Genomic DNA, 17,417 nt, shown 5'->3' with positions numbered 1-17,417 from the left:
GCCGGCTCAGTTGTCCCCGGCCGGCGCGCCGCTGTCCGCGGCGGCGAGACTGCCCAGGAGCCTCATCCGCTCCTCGGTGAGGCTTCCCGCCTCCGCCGTGTAGGCGAACATGAACCACTCAGGGTTCACGGGAAGGCCCATCGCCTGATAAGACAACTCGAGCTTCCCCACAACAGGGTGGTGGATGCGCTTCACACCGGTGCGGTGATGACGCACGTTGTGCTCGGACCAGCGGCGACGGAACGTGTCGCTTCGGGTCAGGAGTTCATCGATCAGCCCGGTCAGGGCCGTGTCGTGCGGGTCGTGGCCGGCATAGCTGCGCAGTGTCGCGACGACGTCGTCAGCGTTGCGCTCCCAGTCGGGGAAGAAAGTCTGCGCCGCGGGGTTCAGAAACATGAACCGTGCGGTGTTGCCCTGGGCGGTCGGATCGTCGAGCAGCGGTGCGTAGAGCGCGCGGCCCAGAGCGTTGGCGACGACGACGTCCAACCGCCGGTCGCGCACCCACACCGGGGCGCCCGTCACCGCGTCCAGAAACCGCTGCAGTTCCGGCTTCGTCAGCGGCATCGCAGCCCGAGAGTTGCGGCGCCGTGGCGGCGGCGGCCCGGCGGCCCGCGCGAGATCGCTGAGGTGATCGTACTCAGCCTCGTCGAGGTGCAGCGCCCGCGCCAGGGAGTCCAGGACCTCGGGCGAGACGCCGCGGAGATCCCCCCGTTCCATGCGGGCGTAGTACTCGACGCTGATGCCGGTGAGCATGGCGACCTCTTCACGCCGCAGCCCGGGCACGCGGCGACGTCCGCCGCCGATGAGGCCCGCGTTCTCCGGCGACATCCGGTCCCTGCGCGAGCGCAGAAACTCCGTCACCTCCGCTCCGTGATCCATGGCATCAACGCTAACCCGAGCGGTTGCGGACAGGGCGGAACTATCAGCACCCGGCTCCGATGGGTCCGTCCGTGCGACGGCAGAGACATGCGTCTCCGGCCGACCGCGCGGAGACCGAGACCGGCTCCTCTCGCATTCGGTTGAGACCTGACAGCCGGGGTCCTCACCCACCAACCGCTGGTTCCTCCCTCACTCCGGCGTCCGGTGGTGTGCTGGTGGTCGAGAGACGGCCCGCCACGGTCCGTCCAGCACTGCTTCAGCCAGGAGCAGACGACGTCAGGAGAATCGTTCATGAGCACACCCCCGATCCCCGGCCGCGTCGCGGTCGTCACCGGAGCATCCTCCGGAATCGGCGCCGCGACCGCGCGTGCCCTCGCCGCCGTCGGGTACACGGTCGCGCTCCTGGCGCGTCGGATCGATCGCATCGAAGCCCTCGCTCGGGAGCTCGGCAACGGGTCGATCGCGATCCGCGCCGACGTGACCGACCGCGACCAGCTCGTCGCCGCGGCCCGACGCGTCCAGGACGAGCTCGGCGGGGCCGACGTGCTGATGAACAACGCCGGGGTCATGCTGCTCGGGCCGTTCTCCTCGAAGCGGCGGGACGACTACCGGACCATGGTCGAGGCGAACCTGCTAGGTGCGATCACGGCCACTGAGGTTTTTCTCGACCAGCTCACGAGCGGGAGTGGCGGGGACCTGATCAACATCTCCTCCGTCGCCGGCCGCACCGCCCGCGCCACCAACGGTGTCTATGCGGCAACGAAGTGGGGCATCAACGGCTGGTCGGAGTCCCTGCGACAGGAGCTGCTGCCCGACGTGCGGGTGACGCTCATCGAGCCGGGCGTCGTCGACACGGAGCTGCCCAGCCACATCACCGATGAGGCGACCAGGGAAGCCGTGCAGAAGGGCTACGACGTGGCGACGGTCACCCCCGAAGACGTCGCCGAGGTCATCGCCTTCGTGCTCGCGCGGCCCCGCCACCTGGCGATCAACGAGGTTCTGCTCCGCCCCGCCGATCAGCTGGGCTGACCGGACGGTGCGACACCAGCGACGGCGCGGGTGTACCGCTTCTCCGCTCCCGGTTCTCCTGGTCGGCCGGCACGGCACCCTCCGAACCGGGCCACCCGTGGACGCCCCAGGTGCGGTCTCTGTCCCGGTCCGCGCTCGGCTCAGGATCCGGACTCCGACGCCTGACCGCTTGCCGCGGTCGCGCCATCCGCGTGGAGGCGTGCGGACAGCCGCGCAGCCTCAGGTGCCTTCCGGCGCATCTGTGGAAGCAATTGAGCACTGCGGGAACAGGCGACCACGGGTTGAGAGGCTGGTTTCCGCCTGGAATCAAGGGAGTTGCGACGATGCGAGGTCCGACGGTGAGGTTGACGACGCTCTGATCGGGGCGTCGGCGAAACCAAAGAAACGACCTCGAACACGACTCACGGACAGCGAAGTGGACGCTATGCGAACGGCCCGCAAGCAAGGCGTAAGTGTGACTGCCCTCGCCCGCCAGTTCGGCGTCCATCGCGGCACCGTGTGGGTAAGGACCCGCAGGTGAGTGCCCAAAGGCTGCGCCGTCGGAGCGTCACCAAGCTCTGAAGCTTCGTCGCCTGTAGATTCGACACGCGAAGCGTCAGCCCCGGCAGGTCGACCATCGGCTCGTCGGGTATGGAAAGTCGCGCCGCCCCGATGCGGGCTTCGCTGAGATCGCGGTGGTTGAGCACAACGACGACAGCACGATAAGGACAGGGATGCACGAGAACGGTGGCGCAGACGACGCTCTGACGAGGATGATCACGTCGGGTGCCGGTGCGCTCGGAATAGCTGCGGGAGCGGCCCTCGGCACGGCCGTAGCTGGCCCTCCCGGAGCAGTTGCTGGAGCTGCGGCAGGTGCACTGCTGCAGGATGGCATGAAGACCGTCGCAGGTGATGTAGCGGCGCGATTCACGGCACAGACTGAGCAGGACCGCATGGGCTCGTTGTATGTGCTCGCTCAGAACCAGATTGTGCAACGACTGAACGGGGGCGAGCAGCTGCGATCGGAGTCCTTCTTCAGGCCGCGCGAGCGAAAGAAAGCGAAGAAGCTTCGCTCCGAGGCAGATGAGCTACTCGAAGGAACTTTTCTCGCGGCGCGGAAGGCCTTTGAGGAGCGCAAGGTGGCGCTTCTCGCGAACTTCTACACCAATGTGGTATTCCGGACTGATCTTGATTCTGGACACGCAAACTACATATTGTCGCTCATGGAGTCGCTGACCTACAGGCAGCTCACTGGCATCTTCATCATTGGCAGTGGTGAGCTGTCAAACACGGTGAGAACAAGAGACTTCCGAGGTCAGGAAACTCTCGATCCGCTCCAGGTTGGCGTTCTCTTTGAGCTCTATCAACTGGTCAAACTCGATCTGGTGGCAGACTCTGGCGCGAGCTACATACTTGGCGTTGCGGACATCAATCCGTCACAGCTTCGGCTCCAGGGAACCGGGGCTGAACTTTTCAATCTCATGAGACCGCTAGCCCTCGACTTCGACGAGTACGGGTACTTCATCAACGCGTTCAAGGCAGACTTCCTGAACCTTCAATAGCCCGCGCAGCGGAAGCAGTAAGTCAACTGCCTTCGTGGTTCCCTTGCTTAGCCTCCTCGATCAAACCCTGTGTTGGCCTAACTAATCAGCGGAGGAGGTTTCCAGCGCGGCGGCGACTGCCTCGAACTCGGCGAGAGCAGCCGTGAGGTCTTCAACGATTTCGCGGGCGATGACGTCGGGTGCGGGCAGCGAGTCGAGGTCGTCGAGGGAGTCATCGCGCAGCCAGGTGATGTCGAGGTTGACCTTGTCGCGGGCGATCAGCTCGTCGTACTCGAACGACTTCCAGCGTTCTGATTCCAGGCGCGCGTCGCGTGATGAGCCTGCCAGGTACGACTCGACGAACTCGTTCAGATGGGCTCTGCGCAGCGGGTTCTGCTTGAGAGTGAAGTGCTGGTTCGTGCGCAGGTCGTACACCCAGAGCTTCCGAGTCCAGGGAGTCTCACTCGCGGGCTTCTTGTCGAAGAACAGCACGTTCGCCTTGACACCTTGGGCGTAGAAGATTCCGGTCGGGAGACGGAGGATGGTGTGCAAGTCGAAGTCATTGAGGAGCTTGCGTCGCAGCACTTCGCCCGCTCCACCTTCGAAGAGCACGTTGTCGGGCAGCACAACGGCCGCACGACCGTTGATGTCGAGGATCGTCATGATGTGCTGCAGGAAGTTGAGCTGCTTGTTCGAGGTAGTGGTGACGAAGTCGGCCCGCTCGATCTCGGTGTCTTCCTTCGACTCGCGGCCATCGGCACCGACCATCGTCATCGACGACTTCCTTCCGAACGGGGGGTTGGAGAGCACGACGCTGTAGCGCTCTCCGGGATCGGCGATGAGCGCATCGCGCACGTCGATCAGCGAGTCGCCGTCGGGAGTGCCGATGCCGTGAAGCAGGAGATTCATCGCGGCTAGCCGTGCGGTACCGTCCACGAGTTCCGTGCCGTGAGCGAAGTGATCGCGCAGCCGGTCGCGTTGGATCGGCGTCAGCCGCTCTGCGTGGCTCGATGCATAATCGTGGGCGACGAGGAGGAACCCACCCGTACCGCACGCGGGGTCGATCACGGAGTCATCGGCCGTCGGCTGGATCACGTCGACGATTGCCTGAATCAGATCGCGCGGGGTGAAGTACTGACCAGCACCCGATCCCTTGTCGGACGCACCCTTTGCGAGTAGCTGCTCGTAGGCGTCACCCTTAATATCGGTTCCGGAGGCCGACCACTGCTCTTTGTCGATCAGGTCAACGATGAGACGCTTGAGTTTCGCCGGGTCCTGGATCCGGTTCTGAGCCTTGCGGAAGATGACTCCGAGAGTGCCGGGCTGCCCGGCCAGCCCCACGAGGATTCGCGCATACTCGGCTTCGAGCGCCGCACCTTCGGCGTCGAGCAGACGCTGCCATGAGTATTCCTGCGGCACAATCTGCTGCGGCTTCAGTTTTCTCGTCGCGCGTTCGTGCGCCATCTTGAGGAATAGCAGATAGGTGAGCTGCTCAATGTAGTCGAGCACCCCCACCCCGTCGTCACGGAGGAGGTTACGGAACGAGTCGAGCTTGTCGACCAAACGCCGAGAATCAGTCATTGCGGCCTCCTCGACCAGAACGGATCATTGCGCCACATCTCGGGGAATCCCATCTCCTCGACCCGGCGAGCATGAATCTCCATGAACGAAGTTTCGACGAGATCGCGGACCTTGCCACGCCAGGTTGTTCCCGGTGAGGCCGCATCGAGCAGAAGACCCATCACACACAGCGCGCCGTAGAGTCGCTCGCTCTGCCCCTCCGGGAGATTGACAAGTTCTGGAATCGTCCTCATAGCAGCAGTGCCGACCGGGGTGAAGGACCTGTTCCACAGTCGCGCATGGTGAGCACTCGTGTTGCGTACGATCGCTAGCTGCTCAAACCATCGCACGAGCGGATGGTTCTTCTTCGCTCGATCCGCCTGACTCTTGCGCAATGCTCCGAGGTCGATCTCCACACCAAGCCGCTCGGCAATCTCCCATTGCACTCTCGCAGGCAATCCCTCATAGAGGCGGGATACGTCCGCGAAGTCGAGCACCTCCGACAGTACCCAGATCGGCAACTGCCCACCGTAGTGCTCATCGTGATGTCGCACAGCATCGTTGCGGCGGCGCGAACGGTCGATGCGCCTCTGTGCGGTGGTCAACCAGGATGCGTGATCGAACGTGGGGCGAAAGTGCGCTCTGTCGAGGTACGCCAAAGCGCCATACGCGCCGACCGTCTCGTTGAGCTGTGCGCGGAGCATCACCTCGACCCGCTCCACGCCGTCATGGACGAGCGTGCGGAGCTTGCGGTCGAACTCATACAGAGCCACCACATCAGTAAAGGACGTGCCGGGCTCGAACGAGTCCCCACGCTGGTTACCCTTCAGGACCCGATACGGATACCAGTAGCCGCTCAGCCGGTAGTAGCCGACGCTCCCAAGCCACTGCGCTGCGAACACAGGGTCGAGCGCCATGCCGCGCTGCTCCAGCTTGGCAAGGTGCTCATCGAGCGAGCCGTATGGCTTGACAGGGCGCGTCACCCGAGCGATCCCTGACAAGAGATCCAGCCCACACCAGAAGACTGGGCGGGCTGAACTGTTGACTCAAGTGTAACCCCACTCCTGGCCGTAGGCCAAGTGCTGCGAGCTTCAGTCATCCTCGACCCCGCGGCTCTCCCACGCACCGAACGAGCCCTCGGGGCCCACCCACTCGACGCGCCCGTTGCACGAGCGGCCGAGTGCGACCGCCCCCGCTGTCGAGGGTGAGCCGAAGACGATGTCACGGGTTGTTCGGGCCGTCCCACTCTCGACCACGATGGAGCCATCGGCAACCAGGCCCTCATGCTGTGCGCGGTAGTTCGCGTAGGCCTTCTGGGTACTGCGCGCGTTACCCACGCCGTGCCAAGTTGGGACAACGACGGAGCCACTAAGCATGATGAACTCACCGTCGATCTGCTGTGCGCGCGCGTCAACGGTTCTGTGCTTGTTCGTCAGTGTGAACACCGGAGACTCTGCGGGTGAGGAGACGACAGTTTGCGACCTCGCCGCGCGCACCCGGATGGCGTTGACTCCGAGCACAGGAAGCACAATCTGCAGCTCGCCGAGGAAGTACTCCATGTCTGACACGTCGGCCTCGGGCAGCCTGGGCCGCGGCGGAGCCGTCCCGTTCTCCAGCGTGACTCGCCCGGCCTGCTGGGCGAGTTCGATCAGGCGCGACTCCAGGTAGCGCACGTGCGATTTCGTGAGGTTCGTGTCCTTCGAGGTGATGAGCACCGCCTGGCTCCAGAACGACTTCTCTTTAGCATGAGCACGGAGCCGTGTTGCCACGACATCGGCCTCGCCGACGTAGCAGCGGGTGTCACCAACAGCGTCTTCGTCCTCACCCAGCAGCAAGTAGGCGCCGGTGCGCTCGGCTTCCTCACGACGCAGTAGCTCCGCAAGGTCAGAACGGCGCGCAGAGAGCACGCTGCCCGTCCAGTTCGTGATCTCCGCCGTTGTCAAACCGCCGGGAGTGCCGTCCACGAGGAAGAGCTTGACCTGCTTACCGTTCATGTCTCAATCCTCCCCTCGACCACTGACATTTCCGACGAGGCTCCCGTGAGGCGGCCCGAGAAGGCTGCCCCGAGGAGGGAGCGGCGGAGGGCACTGGAGCGTTCACGTGCAGCACCCGTAGCCTGTGTGAGCCGTCCGAGAGTCTCGCGTCTCGCTGCGACCTCGGCAAAGATACGGCGCTGATCCGGCAATGACGGAACCGGGACGACGACGCGACCCAGATCTCTCTGGTTGACCTTATAGATTCCGGCAGTTGTCTTGGCCACTTGCTCGATCTGGCGACGGACGCTCGTCGAGTTCCACACAAGCGCGAGAAATCCCGCGTCGAGTAGGTCAGCACGCGGGCGCGCTCGTATCAACGTATCTGGGAAAGCGACAGGATCGGGGTCCTCCGCGACGAGCCCACCTCGACCTACCAGATGCAGACTTCCGTTTCCCCGCGAGATGAGAAAGTCACCTTGATGTACAAGGAATCGCTCCGCTTCGTCCGCTGTCCACGCGCCCGGCTTGCGCTCTCGAAGATCGACCATGCCGTCGTTGAGTGCCGTAAGTCGAAGTACCGGAAATCCGCCTTTGCGTGTCTTCACCGAGCGCCCATTGGCGAGATCGCGGCCGAGCAGACTTGTCAACGGGAGCTCATCGCAGGTTGCATCTGCCAACGCGTGGGCCAGCACATGGGCACTGAGAGCCGATGTCCTCCTTGCCGCGGCGTCAAGTTGCGAATCGGCGGCGTCGAGGCGGGAGAGGTGGTCTTCGAGGGTCGCGACGATCCGGCGCTGCTCCTCCAGCGGAGGCACCGGCATCGAGACCGAGCGCACCTCACGATCGAGAACAGCGGGGTAACTCACACCCTTCTGGTACGGAAGCACCTGGTCGAACATCTCTTGCGAGATCGTGAAGTAGTACAAGAACTTGGGCTCAAGCCGAGGCCCAGGTCGCAGCACTGAGAAACCGGTAGAAGCAAACTCTCCGTCGAGCGGTCCGTCGACGTACGCAATCTTCTCCAAGTAAGGGCGAACCGTCGCAAAAACAGTGTCCCCAGCAGCCACGATTTGGCGGCATCGGCTCGGTGCACCGACGGAGTCAATCTCCGGAACGTCACCGAGGCGATGGAGTGTCCCATCGATGCCTCCGATATCGATGTATCTGATACGCGCTCTACCTGTCGCTACCGGGTCGCGCTTCACCACTTTGAGGCAGACGTCACCGAGCGTCGCCCTCTCCCACGTCACGCGGCGAGCTCCCGGTTGAGTTCTTCGATGAGGTCGCCTGCGTTGTCTCCGAGGTCGCGGAGGGCGCCGTCGATGCCGCCGCGCTCGTCGAAGGGTGCGTTGTCGAGGTCGTCGGCGTCGATGCCCGCTGAGGACGCGATGATCCGCATCATTCGGTCCAGCCACCACCGCTGAGTCTCGGTGAACGTGGCTCCGGCCTGCTCCTGGCGAAGAAGCCAGTTCGCGTAGCGAGCTTCGACTTGATCGGAGTAGGGCACGAGTGCGTTGTCGACTCCGGCCTCAAGCCTCAGCAAGGAGATCAGGTCGGTTGCCGCGTGCCGGTTGCGGGTCTCGGTGTGACCTCGATACTCGATGCCGATGGAAAGGTATGAGTTCCAGATGAGGTCGACGGTCCAGTTGTGCGGTGGCCGTGCGATCCGGTCGGCGAGTTCCTGGATCTGGTCGAAGCGGATGCCTCGCCCCTTTGCCTCGAACATTAGCTCGATCGCGCTGATCTCGCTGCGGTGCTCGGCGAGGTACCCCCGCCACGACTCGATCGTGTGCTTCGCCTTGTCGGGGTCCACGACACCGTACGCTTCGAGCACCTCGTCGCGGCTCACCTCGTCGATCACCTGGTCCTTCGCGCGGCGCAACTCGATGATCCTCGTCCGAAGCCCGGGGTTGGCAGCCAGAGGTTCAACGGCCGTGTCGAGGAGGTCTTGCACTACGTCTGCGGGAGCGCGATCGGTTTCTGCAGCAACGGCGGTGGCTTGGATCTCGGGATCGACCGCATCCACAAGCGCCCGCACGATTGCATGCATCGACGCTGTTGCATCCTGCAGCGCTGCAACTTCGTCGAGTTCGGTGCGTTCGGCGGGAGTGAGCTGTCGATCAAGAGCCGCCAGCCGGCTGGCCAGAGTGGCGACCTCGTCTTCGGTGAGGGTGAGCGCCGCTGCTTTGTCGAGCAGCTTCTTCAGGCTGATCGCTTTCTCGCGGTTCAGGGGCGGTTCGACGAAGTCGTGTTCGGTCACACCGATGGCATCCACGATCACGAATCGTGTCTTCGCATCGGCGTCGTCGGTGACAGCTTTGAGGTCGGCCGGTGCGATGGTTCGAGCACCGCGGCCCTTCATCTGCTCGTAGTACTGACCGCTACGCACGTCGCGCATGAACATGACGCATTCCAGCGGCTTGACGTCGGTGCCGGTGGCGATCATGTCGACGGTCACCGCGATGCGCATTGCAGGATTGGTGCGGAACGCCTTCAGATGCCCCTTCGGGTCTTTCGCGGAGTAGGTGATCTTCGCAGCGAAGTCGTTTCCCTTGCCGAACACTTCGCGTACGGTCTGCACGATCTCCTCGGCATGGTTGTCGTCTTTGGCGAAGATGAGTGTCTTCGGCACGGTGTGGCGTCCGGGGAAGATCTCGGTGAAAAGCCGGTCGCGGAAGGTCTCCAGCACGAGCCGGATCTGATGCTTCGAAGTCACCGCCCGATCGAGCTGGCCGGGTGTGTAGTCGAGATCGGTGTCGAGCCGGATCAGCTTCTGCTCGCGGGTGCTGCGATCCACTGTCGGCACGTAGGTGCCGGCCGCGATGGTGGAACCGTTCGCGGTGATCTCGGTCTTGATACGGAAGATGTCGAAGTCGACGTTCACGCCGTCGGCAACGGATTGCGGATAGGTGTACTCCGAGACGAGATTCTGCTGGAAGAAGCCGAAGGTCTGCTTCCCCGGTGTGGCTGTGAGCCCGACGATGTGAGCGTCGAAGTATTCGAGCACCCCGCGCCAGACGCCGTAGATCGAACGGTGTGCTTCATCGACAATCACGAGGTCGAAGGTCTCTGGCGGCAAGTCGGGGTTGTAACTGACCGTCACGGGTTCGTCGGGACGAAACTCATCGAGGCCCTGGTCGTCACCTTCGGGCACGTCTTCGTTCTTGATAGCCTTGAACACACGCTGGATCGTGGAGATCGCGACCTTCGTGGAAGCCGGCATCCCACCCCTGGCGAGCTTCGTCACGTTGTACAGCTCAGTAAAGCGGCGGCCATCGTCGGGCGTGCGGTAGTTCTGGAACTCGCCCATCGTCTGATCCGCGAGGTTGTTGCGGTCCACGAGGAAGAGGATGCGCTGGAAGCCACCCCACTTGAGTAGTCGATATGCCTCCGTGACGGCGGTGTAAGTCTTGCCCGCGCCAGTAGCCATCTGCACCAGCGAGCGCCCAAAGCACTGCTCGACGAGGCTCTGTTCAATGCCGTTGATTGCATCGACCTGCGCCGGACGCAGCGGCGCGGGGTCGAGCGAAGGCAAACTGAGCACCTTACCCCGCCAGGTCGGAGATTGATCGGGATTCTCTGTTGCGGCACGGATAGTCGTGGCGAGGGTCTCGGGCCTGGGAAACGCGAAGATGCGGCGGGCGCGTGGTGCTGGGTCAAAACCGTTCGTGAAATGGGTCTCGGTGCCTGACGCCTCGAAGACGAAGGGCAGGCGTCCGTCAGGGTCGAGCGTCTTGCGGCGCACATCCTCGGGGAGGCCAGTGGCGTACATTGCGGACTGCCACTCGACGCCAGAGAGCGGTGTTCCTATCGGCTTCGCTTCGATCACACCGACGACGGCCTTGTCGACGTACAGCAGATAGTCGACGCGCCCATGGCCAGGCTTCATGATGACCTCGCGGACGGCGATACCCTGCTGTGGTGCGAAGAGGTTGAGCACGCTGCGATCCTGCACCGCCCAACCCGACGCAACCAGCTGACGGTCGATCAGCACCCGCGCGCGCTGCTCCGCCGCCAGGCGCTCATCACTACTCTCGTTCATCACGCAGATTCTATCCGTGAGTCCCGCCTCGATGTCGGAGAGTCGACATACCGGCTCCACAGCGACTGCCAATCACACCTCACGCGTCTTGCAGATCCAGGTCCGTACTAGTCTGTATGAAATTGCTGACCGGCCCGTTGGGGGGATGAGGCGAGGAGTGAGTGCGATGGCGGAGATGCGGCGTGGGCCGGGGCGTCCGGCGTATGACTCGAAGCAGAAGCTCGTCGCGGCGGCGTGTGCACTGCTGGCGGAACGGGGGTTCGAGGCGACGAGCCCACAGATGTTTCAACAGCGCTCCGGCGTCGGGCACGGAAGCATGTATCACCACTTCCCCGGCAAGGGGAAGGAAGGACTCGCACTCGATGCGATCAGTCACATGCGCGCCAGCACGATCGCATTCCTCGACGGTGCCCCGGCACCCTCAGACTCCGAACCCGAGGAGGTGCGCGCGAGCATCGTGGCGGCGCTGGATCGACTGTTCGCTCGCAAGGAAGGCCAGGCGCTGGTCAGGCTCCTCGCCGACGCGGTCGCTGGAGCCATCCCGTCGCTAGCGACTGCGACCCGGGACTGGTGCGATGACATCCGTGCAGTGATCGTCGTGCGACTGCGCGATGACGAGCCAGGCACGGACCTCGACATTGCGGACGCGGCAGCACGGCTCCTTGCGCCGGAGTTCGACGCTCTCGCGGAGGAACTGTTCACGGCGGCTCTCGGGCGGGGCCTGCTCCACCAGGGCCCCGGAAAGGTCGGCTGATGGGTCTGTGACCTGGGGGAATGTGGCGGTGTGACCGGCGTGGCGTGTGTGACGGGTGTGGTCCGAGGGACTGGGATGGAAGTTCTCACACTGACCATCTCGCCTAAGGACCACACCCGCTCGTGTCATCTTCCCCGATCGCCTCGTCGTCCCATGTCGCCGCCACGCCTCAGACCCTGCCCGAGCATCTGGAGCGGGTGCCCGATCCGCGTGACCCTCGCGGGGTGCGGTACCCGCTGGCCGGGGTGCTCGCGGTCGCCGTATGTGCCGTGCTGGCCGGTGCACGCTCGTTCGCTGCGATCGGGGAGTGGGCCCTCGACCTCGATGCCGTGCACCTAGACCGGCTCGGCCTGGATCGAGCGCCGGTGGAGTCCACGATGCGCAAGCTGTTCGCCCGCATCGACGCGGCCGCTCTCGACGCCGCGCTCGCGGTCTTCACCTGGTGCCGGATCCGCCAGATCCAGGGTCGCCGGGTGATCGCGATCGACGGCAAGACCATCCGCGGCGCCAGGACCACCACCTCCACAGCACCGCATCTGATCGCTGCCTTGGACCACGCCACCGGGGTGGTTGTGGGCCAGCACGCAGTCGCAGCGAAATCGAACGAGATCCCCGCCGTGCGTGACCTCCTCGCCGGCTTCGATGCCGCTGACCTGCACGGATGCGTGATCACGCTCGATGCGATGCACCCCCAGAACGACACCGCCCAGGCCATCATCGATGCCGGCGCGGACTACGTCTTCACCGTCAAGGCCAACCGCCCCACGCTGCTGGCTGCCCTTAGAACATTGCCCTGGAAGTCGGTGCCGCGCGGGTCGCAATCGACCCAGCATGGACACGGACGACGCGCGACCCGCACCATCAAGGTCATCGAAGTTCCGACTCTTCCCAGCTGGCCCGAGTTCACCGGTGCCGCCCAGATCGCCCAACTGCGCCGCACCACCACCAAGCTCGGGAAGAAGACCGTTGAGGTGGTCTACCTGATCACCTCTGCGGCCCACCACGATGCGACGCCCGCCGACCTGGCCGCATGGGTCCAGGGCCACTGGGCCATCGAGAACAAGCTCCACTGGGTCCGCGACGTCACCTACGACGAAGACCGCTCCCAGATCCGCACAGGTACCACGCCCCACGTCATGGCAACCCTGCGCAACACCGCCATCTCAATCCTGCGACTCACCGGCAGGGACAGCATCGCCACCGCCCTACGCCACCACGCCCGCAACCCCGAAGCAGCCATCACATGCGCCCTGACCTGCTGAGATACGACCTTTCCGGGGCCCTGCCTGCTCCACCTGCAGAAGTTCGCTCTGCCCGAGGCCGCCGAAGAGCGGTAGTCTGACCTCATCACAATTCCATACGTACTAGTCCGGTCCTTGATCTGCAAGAGGCGTGTCATCTGGATCAGGGCCCCGGCGGAGGGCAGAAATTGTCTCCGGTGCTCACGTTCTGGGAAGTGCTGCGCACCTACCTAGCATGAGGACTGAAGATCAGCGCTTACGGCTTCGGGTGACGAGGCAAAACACGCCTGACCTGAGCAAGCTGGTCGAGTGGGTGCTGAACATCGCCGAGGCGCGGCACCGTGCCTGGCGGGACGGCAAGCCAGACCCCTATGGGCTCCCCCCGCCCGAAAGCATCCGAGCAGAACAGCCGGGTCATCTCGACGGTGGCGCAAAATTTGCACCACCGTCACACCGCAGCCAAGAGCAACGGCAAAGCGAGCTCCGATGAGGAGGACATCATGAGAACCACCGCCCTCGATGCCACGGCGTCCGAGCACACCGAGGAGGCACCAGTTCTGCTGGCCGTCTCATACCTCCGCGTCTCGACGCGAGAGCAGGCCGAGCGTGGCGGCACCGACGAGGGATTCTCGATCCCCGCGCAGCGTGAAGCCAACCGGCGGAAGGCAGACGAGCTGGGCGCGCGGATTGTGCGGGAGTTCGTGGACGCTGGCGAGTCGGCGCGCTCGGCAGATCGTGATGGGCTACAGGAGATGCTGGCGTTCCTCGCCGCGACCCGTGTGCAGTTCTGCATCGTTCACAAGCTCGACCGGCTCGCCCGCAACCGCGCCGACGACGTAAAGATTCACGAAGCCCTCATCAACGCCGGGGTCACCCTCGTCTCTGCCACCGAGTCCATCGACCAGACGCCCTCGGGGATGCTCGTCCACGGCATCATGTCCTCGATTGCCGAGTTCTACAGCCGCAACCTCGCCACCGAAGTCACCAAAGGCCTCACCCAGAAGGTCGCCCAGGGCGGCACCCCAGGACGCGCTCCCATCGGCTACCTCAACGTCCGCCGCACCGACGACCAAGGCCGCGAGATACGCACGGTCGAGGTCGATCCCGAACGCGCACCGCTCATCGCCTGGGCGTTCGAGCGCTACGCGGAAGGGGAGACCTCCGTGACTGCGCTGCTGCGCGACCTCACCGCGCGTGGCTTGGTGTCCGTGCCGTCGCCGAAGCGCCCATCCAGGCCGCTGGGGAAGAACGCGCTATACCGTGTGCTGACGAACCCGTACTACGCCGGGGTCATCCGCTACAAGGGAGCACATCACCCTGGCGCGCACGAGCCCATCGTGGAGCCCGCCCTGTTCGATCAGGTGCAATCGCTGTTGAAGGTGCGCAACGCGTACGCAACCAGGCACGTCCAGCACGCCCACCACCTGAAAGGCCTGCTGCACTGCGGCAGTTGCGGGTCGCGGATGTTGCTCGACTTCGCGACCAATCCAAGAGGCACGACCTATGCCTACTTCGTCTGCTCAGGCCGGGCAGCGAAGAAGACCACCTGTACTCGACGGGCTGTGCCCGTGCAGGTTGCCGAGCGCCTGGTCGAGGACTCCTACGCCAACATCACGATCAGCGAAGCCGACTACCAGCACCTCGCCGCCGAGGTTGACGCCGCGTTCGACGAGCGCGGCGCAGGGCGCGATCACGAGTTCGCTGACCTCACTACGAACCGGGCGCGCCTGGAGGCGGAGAGTGACAAGCTGCTGGCGGCGCATTTCGCCGACGCCATCGACCTGCCCACACTCAAGCGGCACCAAGACCGAATCCGTGCTGGGCTCGCCGACATCGAGCACCGCCTGCGCGAGCACGACGAGCAACAGATCGGCGGCAGGGCATTCCTCCACGACAGCCTGCGACTACTCACCGACGCGCACCACGCCTACGCCCACTCCGACGACGGCAACCGTCGATTGGCGAACCAGGCGTTCTACACACGGTTGGAGATCACCGAGGACGAGCAACTACGCCCGCGACTCGCGGAACCATTCGCGACGATCGTTCACGAGGTGACCGGAGGCAAGGAAGCCAAACGGGAACACTCCACATCTTCCGATGTCGCGTGTTCCCGTAAGACACTCTGGGTGGGCCCGGAGGGACTCGAACCCCCGACATCCACGGTGTAAACGTGGCGCTCTAACCAACTGAGCTACAGGCCCGCTGCGGTGCGCGCAGTCTTGAGCGTAGCGGATCCGGGACAGTGGCCCCGCCACCCGGCGTGCCCGCCGATCAGCCGCTCGACGGCGCCATGCCCCGACAGCACAGGTCGTGCCTCCCGCTCGCACCGACCGGGCGCGGCCCCCGGCCGAGGGGCACGGCCCGCCGGATCGGGTGAGCTGACGGGTGAAGGGGCGGGTGACGACCCGGGTGGGGTTCTCGCCACCCACGACGGAACGGCTCATGCGCCTGCATAGTCTTGCGGGGCGCACCGTCGACGCCCGCTGTCCGCCCGCCCTCCACCGGCCGGCGCGGTCAGGCGTGCCCGAGTCGCGTACCCGACGCACGTCCCCCCGTGCACGAACCCTGCACAAAAGAATGCGAGTCTTCATGACAGTCCCCGCTCGACCGCCCGTCGCGAAAGCGGCGCGGCGCACGACCACGACGGCCGCCGTGCTGTCGGCCGCGCTGCTGGCCAGCGCAGCACTGACCGCGGTCCCCGCCGCGGGCCAGGCCGCCGAGGCGGATGCCGAAGCGCAGACCTACGGCTGCTCCTACGGCACCGGGGGCCCGAGCGCCGAGGCGCTGTGCTGGATCGACATGTCCGGATTCGGGTCCGTCGAGGCCTCCACGATGCCTGTCGACCAGGAGATGACGATCTCGCTCGGACGGTACGAGGTCACGATGACCGCGACCGTCTCCGCCGGTACCGACGGCGCCAACGGCGTCGCCTCGAGTGCCTTCCAGACCTGGGGCGGGTCCCTGCTCGGCGGGACCTGGAACGACCAGCCGTACTACGTCTCGCCCGCAGGCAAGCCGGCGCTGTACCAGATCAACAACAGCGCTGAGGGCACCAACATGCAGCGCGACACCGTCAGCCTGAGTGACATCACCGTGATGGACACCGCGACGAACACCCGCGTCACCTCCGGCTACTCGCTCGTCGTCACCGACGCGGAGTCGACCGGTAACGGCGAGGGCTTCACCTGGAGCTCAGACAAGCCGCTGACCAAGTACCAGACCGTCACCCCGAGCGGCTGGTCGGAGCCCTGCGTCGGCGGCCTCACCGGCATCGGCACGACCGATGTGGACTGCACCGGCGGTGTCGGCATCGGCGGCCGCAGGGGCATCCTCATGGTCTCGGCGGACTCCCCCACGACGATCAGCTCCACGTTCCGCAACAACGGCGGCAGCTCCCGCCAGGGCGTCGCGTTCGCCCTCGTGTTCAGCGCCGCCACAGCGGGCGTCGACGTCGCACAGAGCGGGGGCTCCGACGCGGAGTTCACCGTGACCGCCCGCAACGGCGACAACGAGCTCACCTCGACCACGAGCAACGACGGTTCCTCCACCTCGACTCCGGCGCAGTTCCTGTCCGAGACGGAGCCGCAGGACATCAGCTACACGGTCGAGCGCAGCGGCGGCAGCACCCCGCTGACCGCCTACGACGTGGTCTGGAGCTGCACCGTCAACGGCAGCCCCGCCGAGCCGGTGCTCTCCGCCGACGGACTCACCGCCACGGTGCAGACCCCGCCGAACGGCGCCTCCGCCTGCACCGCTACGGCGACCGCCTCCGGCCCGAGCACCGGACCGCAGTCCGCCGTGATCAACCCGGACCAGACGGCCACGCTCAGCGGCCTCGCCACCACCCCCGGCAACGGCGCGATCACCTCCGCCACCTTCGACAACGGCGAGACGACGAAGACCGTCCCCGGCGAGGGCGTCTGGTCGATCGAGCTCGTCGACGGCCAGCCCGTCGCGACGTTCACCCCGGAGAAGGGCTACACCGGTCCGGTCACGCAGCAGCCGTACACCGTCACCGACGAGAACGGCCTCACCGCCACCAGCACCCTCAACGTCGACATCAACACGCCGCCGACGACCGGTGACGACACCGCCACCGTCGCCCAGGGCGAGAAGGCGACCCTGTCGCCGACCGCGAAGCCAGGCAACAGCCCCCTCACCGGTGTCGCCTTCGACAACGGCGAGACCAGCACGACCGTCCCCGGCGAGGGCGTCTGGTCGACAGAGCTGGTCGACGGCCAGCCCGTCGCGACGTTCACCCCCGAGGACGGCTTCACCGGCGCGGTCACGCCCCAGCCGTACACCGTCACCGATGAGAACGGTCTGAGCGCCTCCGGCGAGCTGAACGTCATCATCGAGCCGGCGACGGGTGATGACGCGGCGACGATCCTGCCGAACACCACCGCGACGCTG

At 65.1% G+C, this 17,417-nt stretch carries 12 protein-coding genes and 1 tRNA gene; 6 read left to right on the top strand and 7 right to left on the bottom strand.

Going from position 1 to position 17,417, the window contains the following annotated elements; genetic code table 11:
- Nucleotides 1–6: 6 nt before the first annotated feature.
- Nucleotides 7–879 (bottom strand): helix-turn-helix domain-containing protein, encoded by an 873-nt coding sequence (locus tag FM119_RS11540; protein ID WP_087138291.1) that lies wholly within the window; start codon nucleotides 877–879, stop codon nucleotides 7–9.
- A 291-nt stretch (nucleotides 880–1,170) separates the two neighbouring features.
- Here FM119_RS11540 and FM119_RS11535 point away from each other — a divergent pair, with 291 nt between their 5' ends.
- Nucleotides 1,171–1,908, top strand: coding sequence for an SDR family oxidoreductase (locus tag FM119_RS11535; protein ID WP_087138289.1), 738 nt, complete (start codon nucleotides 1,171–1,173; stop codon nucleotides 1,906–1,908).
- Nucleotides 1,909–2,582: 674 nt separating this feature from the next.
- Entirely contained in the window at nucleotides 2,583–3,449 is an 867-nt protein-coding gene (locus FM119_RS11530; protein WP_143822703.1) for a hypothetical protein, read from the top strand.
- 81 nt (nucleotides 3,450–3,530) lie between these two features.
- Here the strand turns inward: FM119_RS11530 and FM119_RS11525 are convergent, their stop codons facing one another.
- The 5 genes from FM119_RS11525 to FM119_RS11500 form a co-directional block, all read right to left on the bottom strand.
- Nucleotides 3,531–5,009: a class I SAM-dependent DNA methyltransferase gene (locus FM119_RS11525; protein WP_087138284.1), complete on the bottom strand. Its 1,479-nt coding sequence runs from the start codon at nucleotides 5,007–5,009 to the stop codon at nucleotides 3,531–3,533.
- A complete protein-coding gene (locus FM119_RS11520; RefSeq protein WP_245827465.1) occupies nucleotides 5,006–5,971 on the bottom strand; it encodes an Abi family protein in 966 nt (321 codons plus the stop codon). The genes FM119_RS11525 and FM119_RS11520 overlap by 4 nt, the downstream gene beginning before the upstream one ends.
- A 108-nt stretch (nucleotides 5,972–6,079) precedes the next feature.
- A complete protein-coding gene (locus FM119_RS11515) occupies nucleotides 6,080–6,982 on the bottom strand; it encodes a GIY-YIG nuclease family protein (RefSeq protein WP_087138282.1) in 903 nt (300 codons plus the stop codon).
- Nucleotides 6,979–8,214 carry a restriction endonuclease subunit S gene (locus FM119_RS11510; RefSeq protein WP_087138280.1) on the bottom strand — a complete coding sequence of 412 codons (1,236 nt, stop codon included), beginning with the start codon at nucleotides 8,212–8,214 and terminating at the stop codon, nucleotides 6,979–6,981. The genes FM119_RS11515 and FM119_RS11510 overlap by 4 nt, the downstream gene beginning before the upstream one ends.
- Nucleotides 8,211–11,006 carry a type I restriction endonuclease subunit R gene (locus FM119_RS11500; protein WP_179205323.1) on the bottom strand — a complete coding sequence of 932 codons (2,796 nt, stop codon included), beginning with the start codon at nucleotides 11,004–11,006 and terminating at the stop codon, nucleotides 8,211–8,213. Before FM119_RS11500 ends, FM119_RS11510 begins: the two co-directional genes overlap by 4 nt.
- Before the next feature lie 166 nt (nucleotides 11,007–11,172).
- Here FM119_RS11500 and FM119_RS11495 point away from each other — a divergent pair, with 166 nt between their 5' ends.
- The 3 genes from FM119_RS11495 (at nucleotide 11,173) to FM119_RS11485 (ending at nucleotide 15,172) form a co-directional block, all read left to right on the top strand.
- The gene (locus tag FM119_RS11495) at nucleotides 11,173–11,760 is read left to right on the top strand and encodes a TetR/AcrR family transcriptional regulator (protein ID WP_179205321.1); all 588 of its coding nucleotides are present in this window, start codon (nucleotides 11,173–11,175) and stop codon (nucleotides 11,758–11,760) included.
- A gap of 122 nt (nucleotides 11,761–11,882) precedes the next feature.
- On the top strand, nucleotides 11,883–13,022 hold the full coding sequence (locus tag FM119_RS11490) for an ISAs1 family transposase (RefSeq protein WP_276327885.1): 1,140 nt from the start codon (nucleotides 11,883–11,885) through the stop codon (nucleotides 13,020–13,022).
- Nucleotides 13,023–13,372: 350 nt separating this feature from the next.
- Complete coding sequence (locus FM119_RS11485) at nucleotides 13,373–15,172, top strand: recombinase family protein (protein WP_338065679.1); 1,800 nt, start codon at nucleotides 13,373–13,375, stop codon at nucleotides 15,170–15,172.
- Here FM119_RS11485 and FM119_RS11480 read toward each other — a convergent pair.
- Nucleotides 15,132–15,205, bottom strand: a tRNA-Val gene (locus FM119_RS11480). The genes FM119_RS11485 and FM119_RS11480 overlap by 41 nt on opposite strands.
- Before the next feature lie 388 nt (nucleotides 15,206–15,593).
- Here FM119_RS11480 and FM119_RS11475 point away from each other — a divergent pair.
- The coding region (locus tag FM119_RS11475) for an Ig-like domain-containing protein (RefSeq protein ID WP_087138274.1) at nucleotides 15,594–17,417 on the top strand (1,824 nt) is incomplete at its 3' end.

The sequence above is a fragment of the Mycetocola reblochoni REB411 genome, assembly GCF_900163835.1.
In the GTDB taxonomy this organism is placed as follows: domain Bacteria; phylum Actinomycetota; class Actinomycetes; order Actinomycetales; family Microbacteriaceae; genus Mycetocola_B; species Mycetocola_B reblochoni.
Note: the sequence above shows the minus strand (reverse complement) of the source record. Positions and strands in the feature narration are given on the sequence as shown.

Coding starts and splice junctions, on each gene's coding strand:
- FM119_RS11485 (WP_338065679.1), top strand. CDS start 13,373: ATGGGCTCCCCCCGCCCGAAAGCATCCGAGCAGAACAGCCGGGTCATC.
- FM119_RS11495 (WP_179205321.1), top strand. CDS start 11,173: ATGGCGGAGATGCGGCGTGGGCCGGGGCGTCCGGCGTATGACTCGAAG.
- FM119_RS11535 (WP_087138289.1), top strand. CDS start 1,171: ATGAGCACACCCCCGATCCCCGGCCGCGTCGCGGTCGTCACCGGAGCA.
- FM119_RS11515 (WP_087138282.1), bottom strand. CDS start 6,982: ATGAACGGTAAGCAGGTCAAGCTCTTCCTCGTGGACGGCACTCCCGGC.
- FM119_RS11500 (WP_179205323.1), bottom strand. CDS start 11,006: ATGAACGAGAGTAGTGATGAGCGCCTGGCGGCGGAGCAGCGCGCGCGG.
- FM119_RS11525 (WP_087138284.1), bottom strand. CDS start 5,009: ATGACTGATTCTCGGCGTTTGGTCGACAAGCTCGACTCGTTCCGTAAC.
- FM119_RS11540 (WP_087138291.1), bottom strand. CDS start 879: ATGGATCACGGAGCGGAGGTGACGGAGTTTCTGCGCTCGCGCAGGGAC.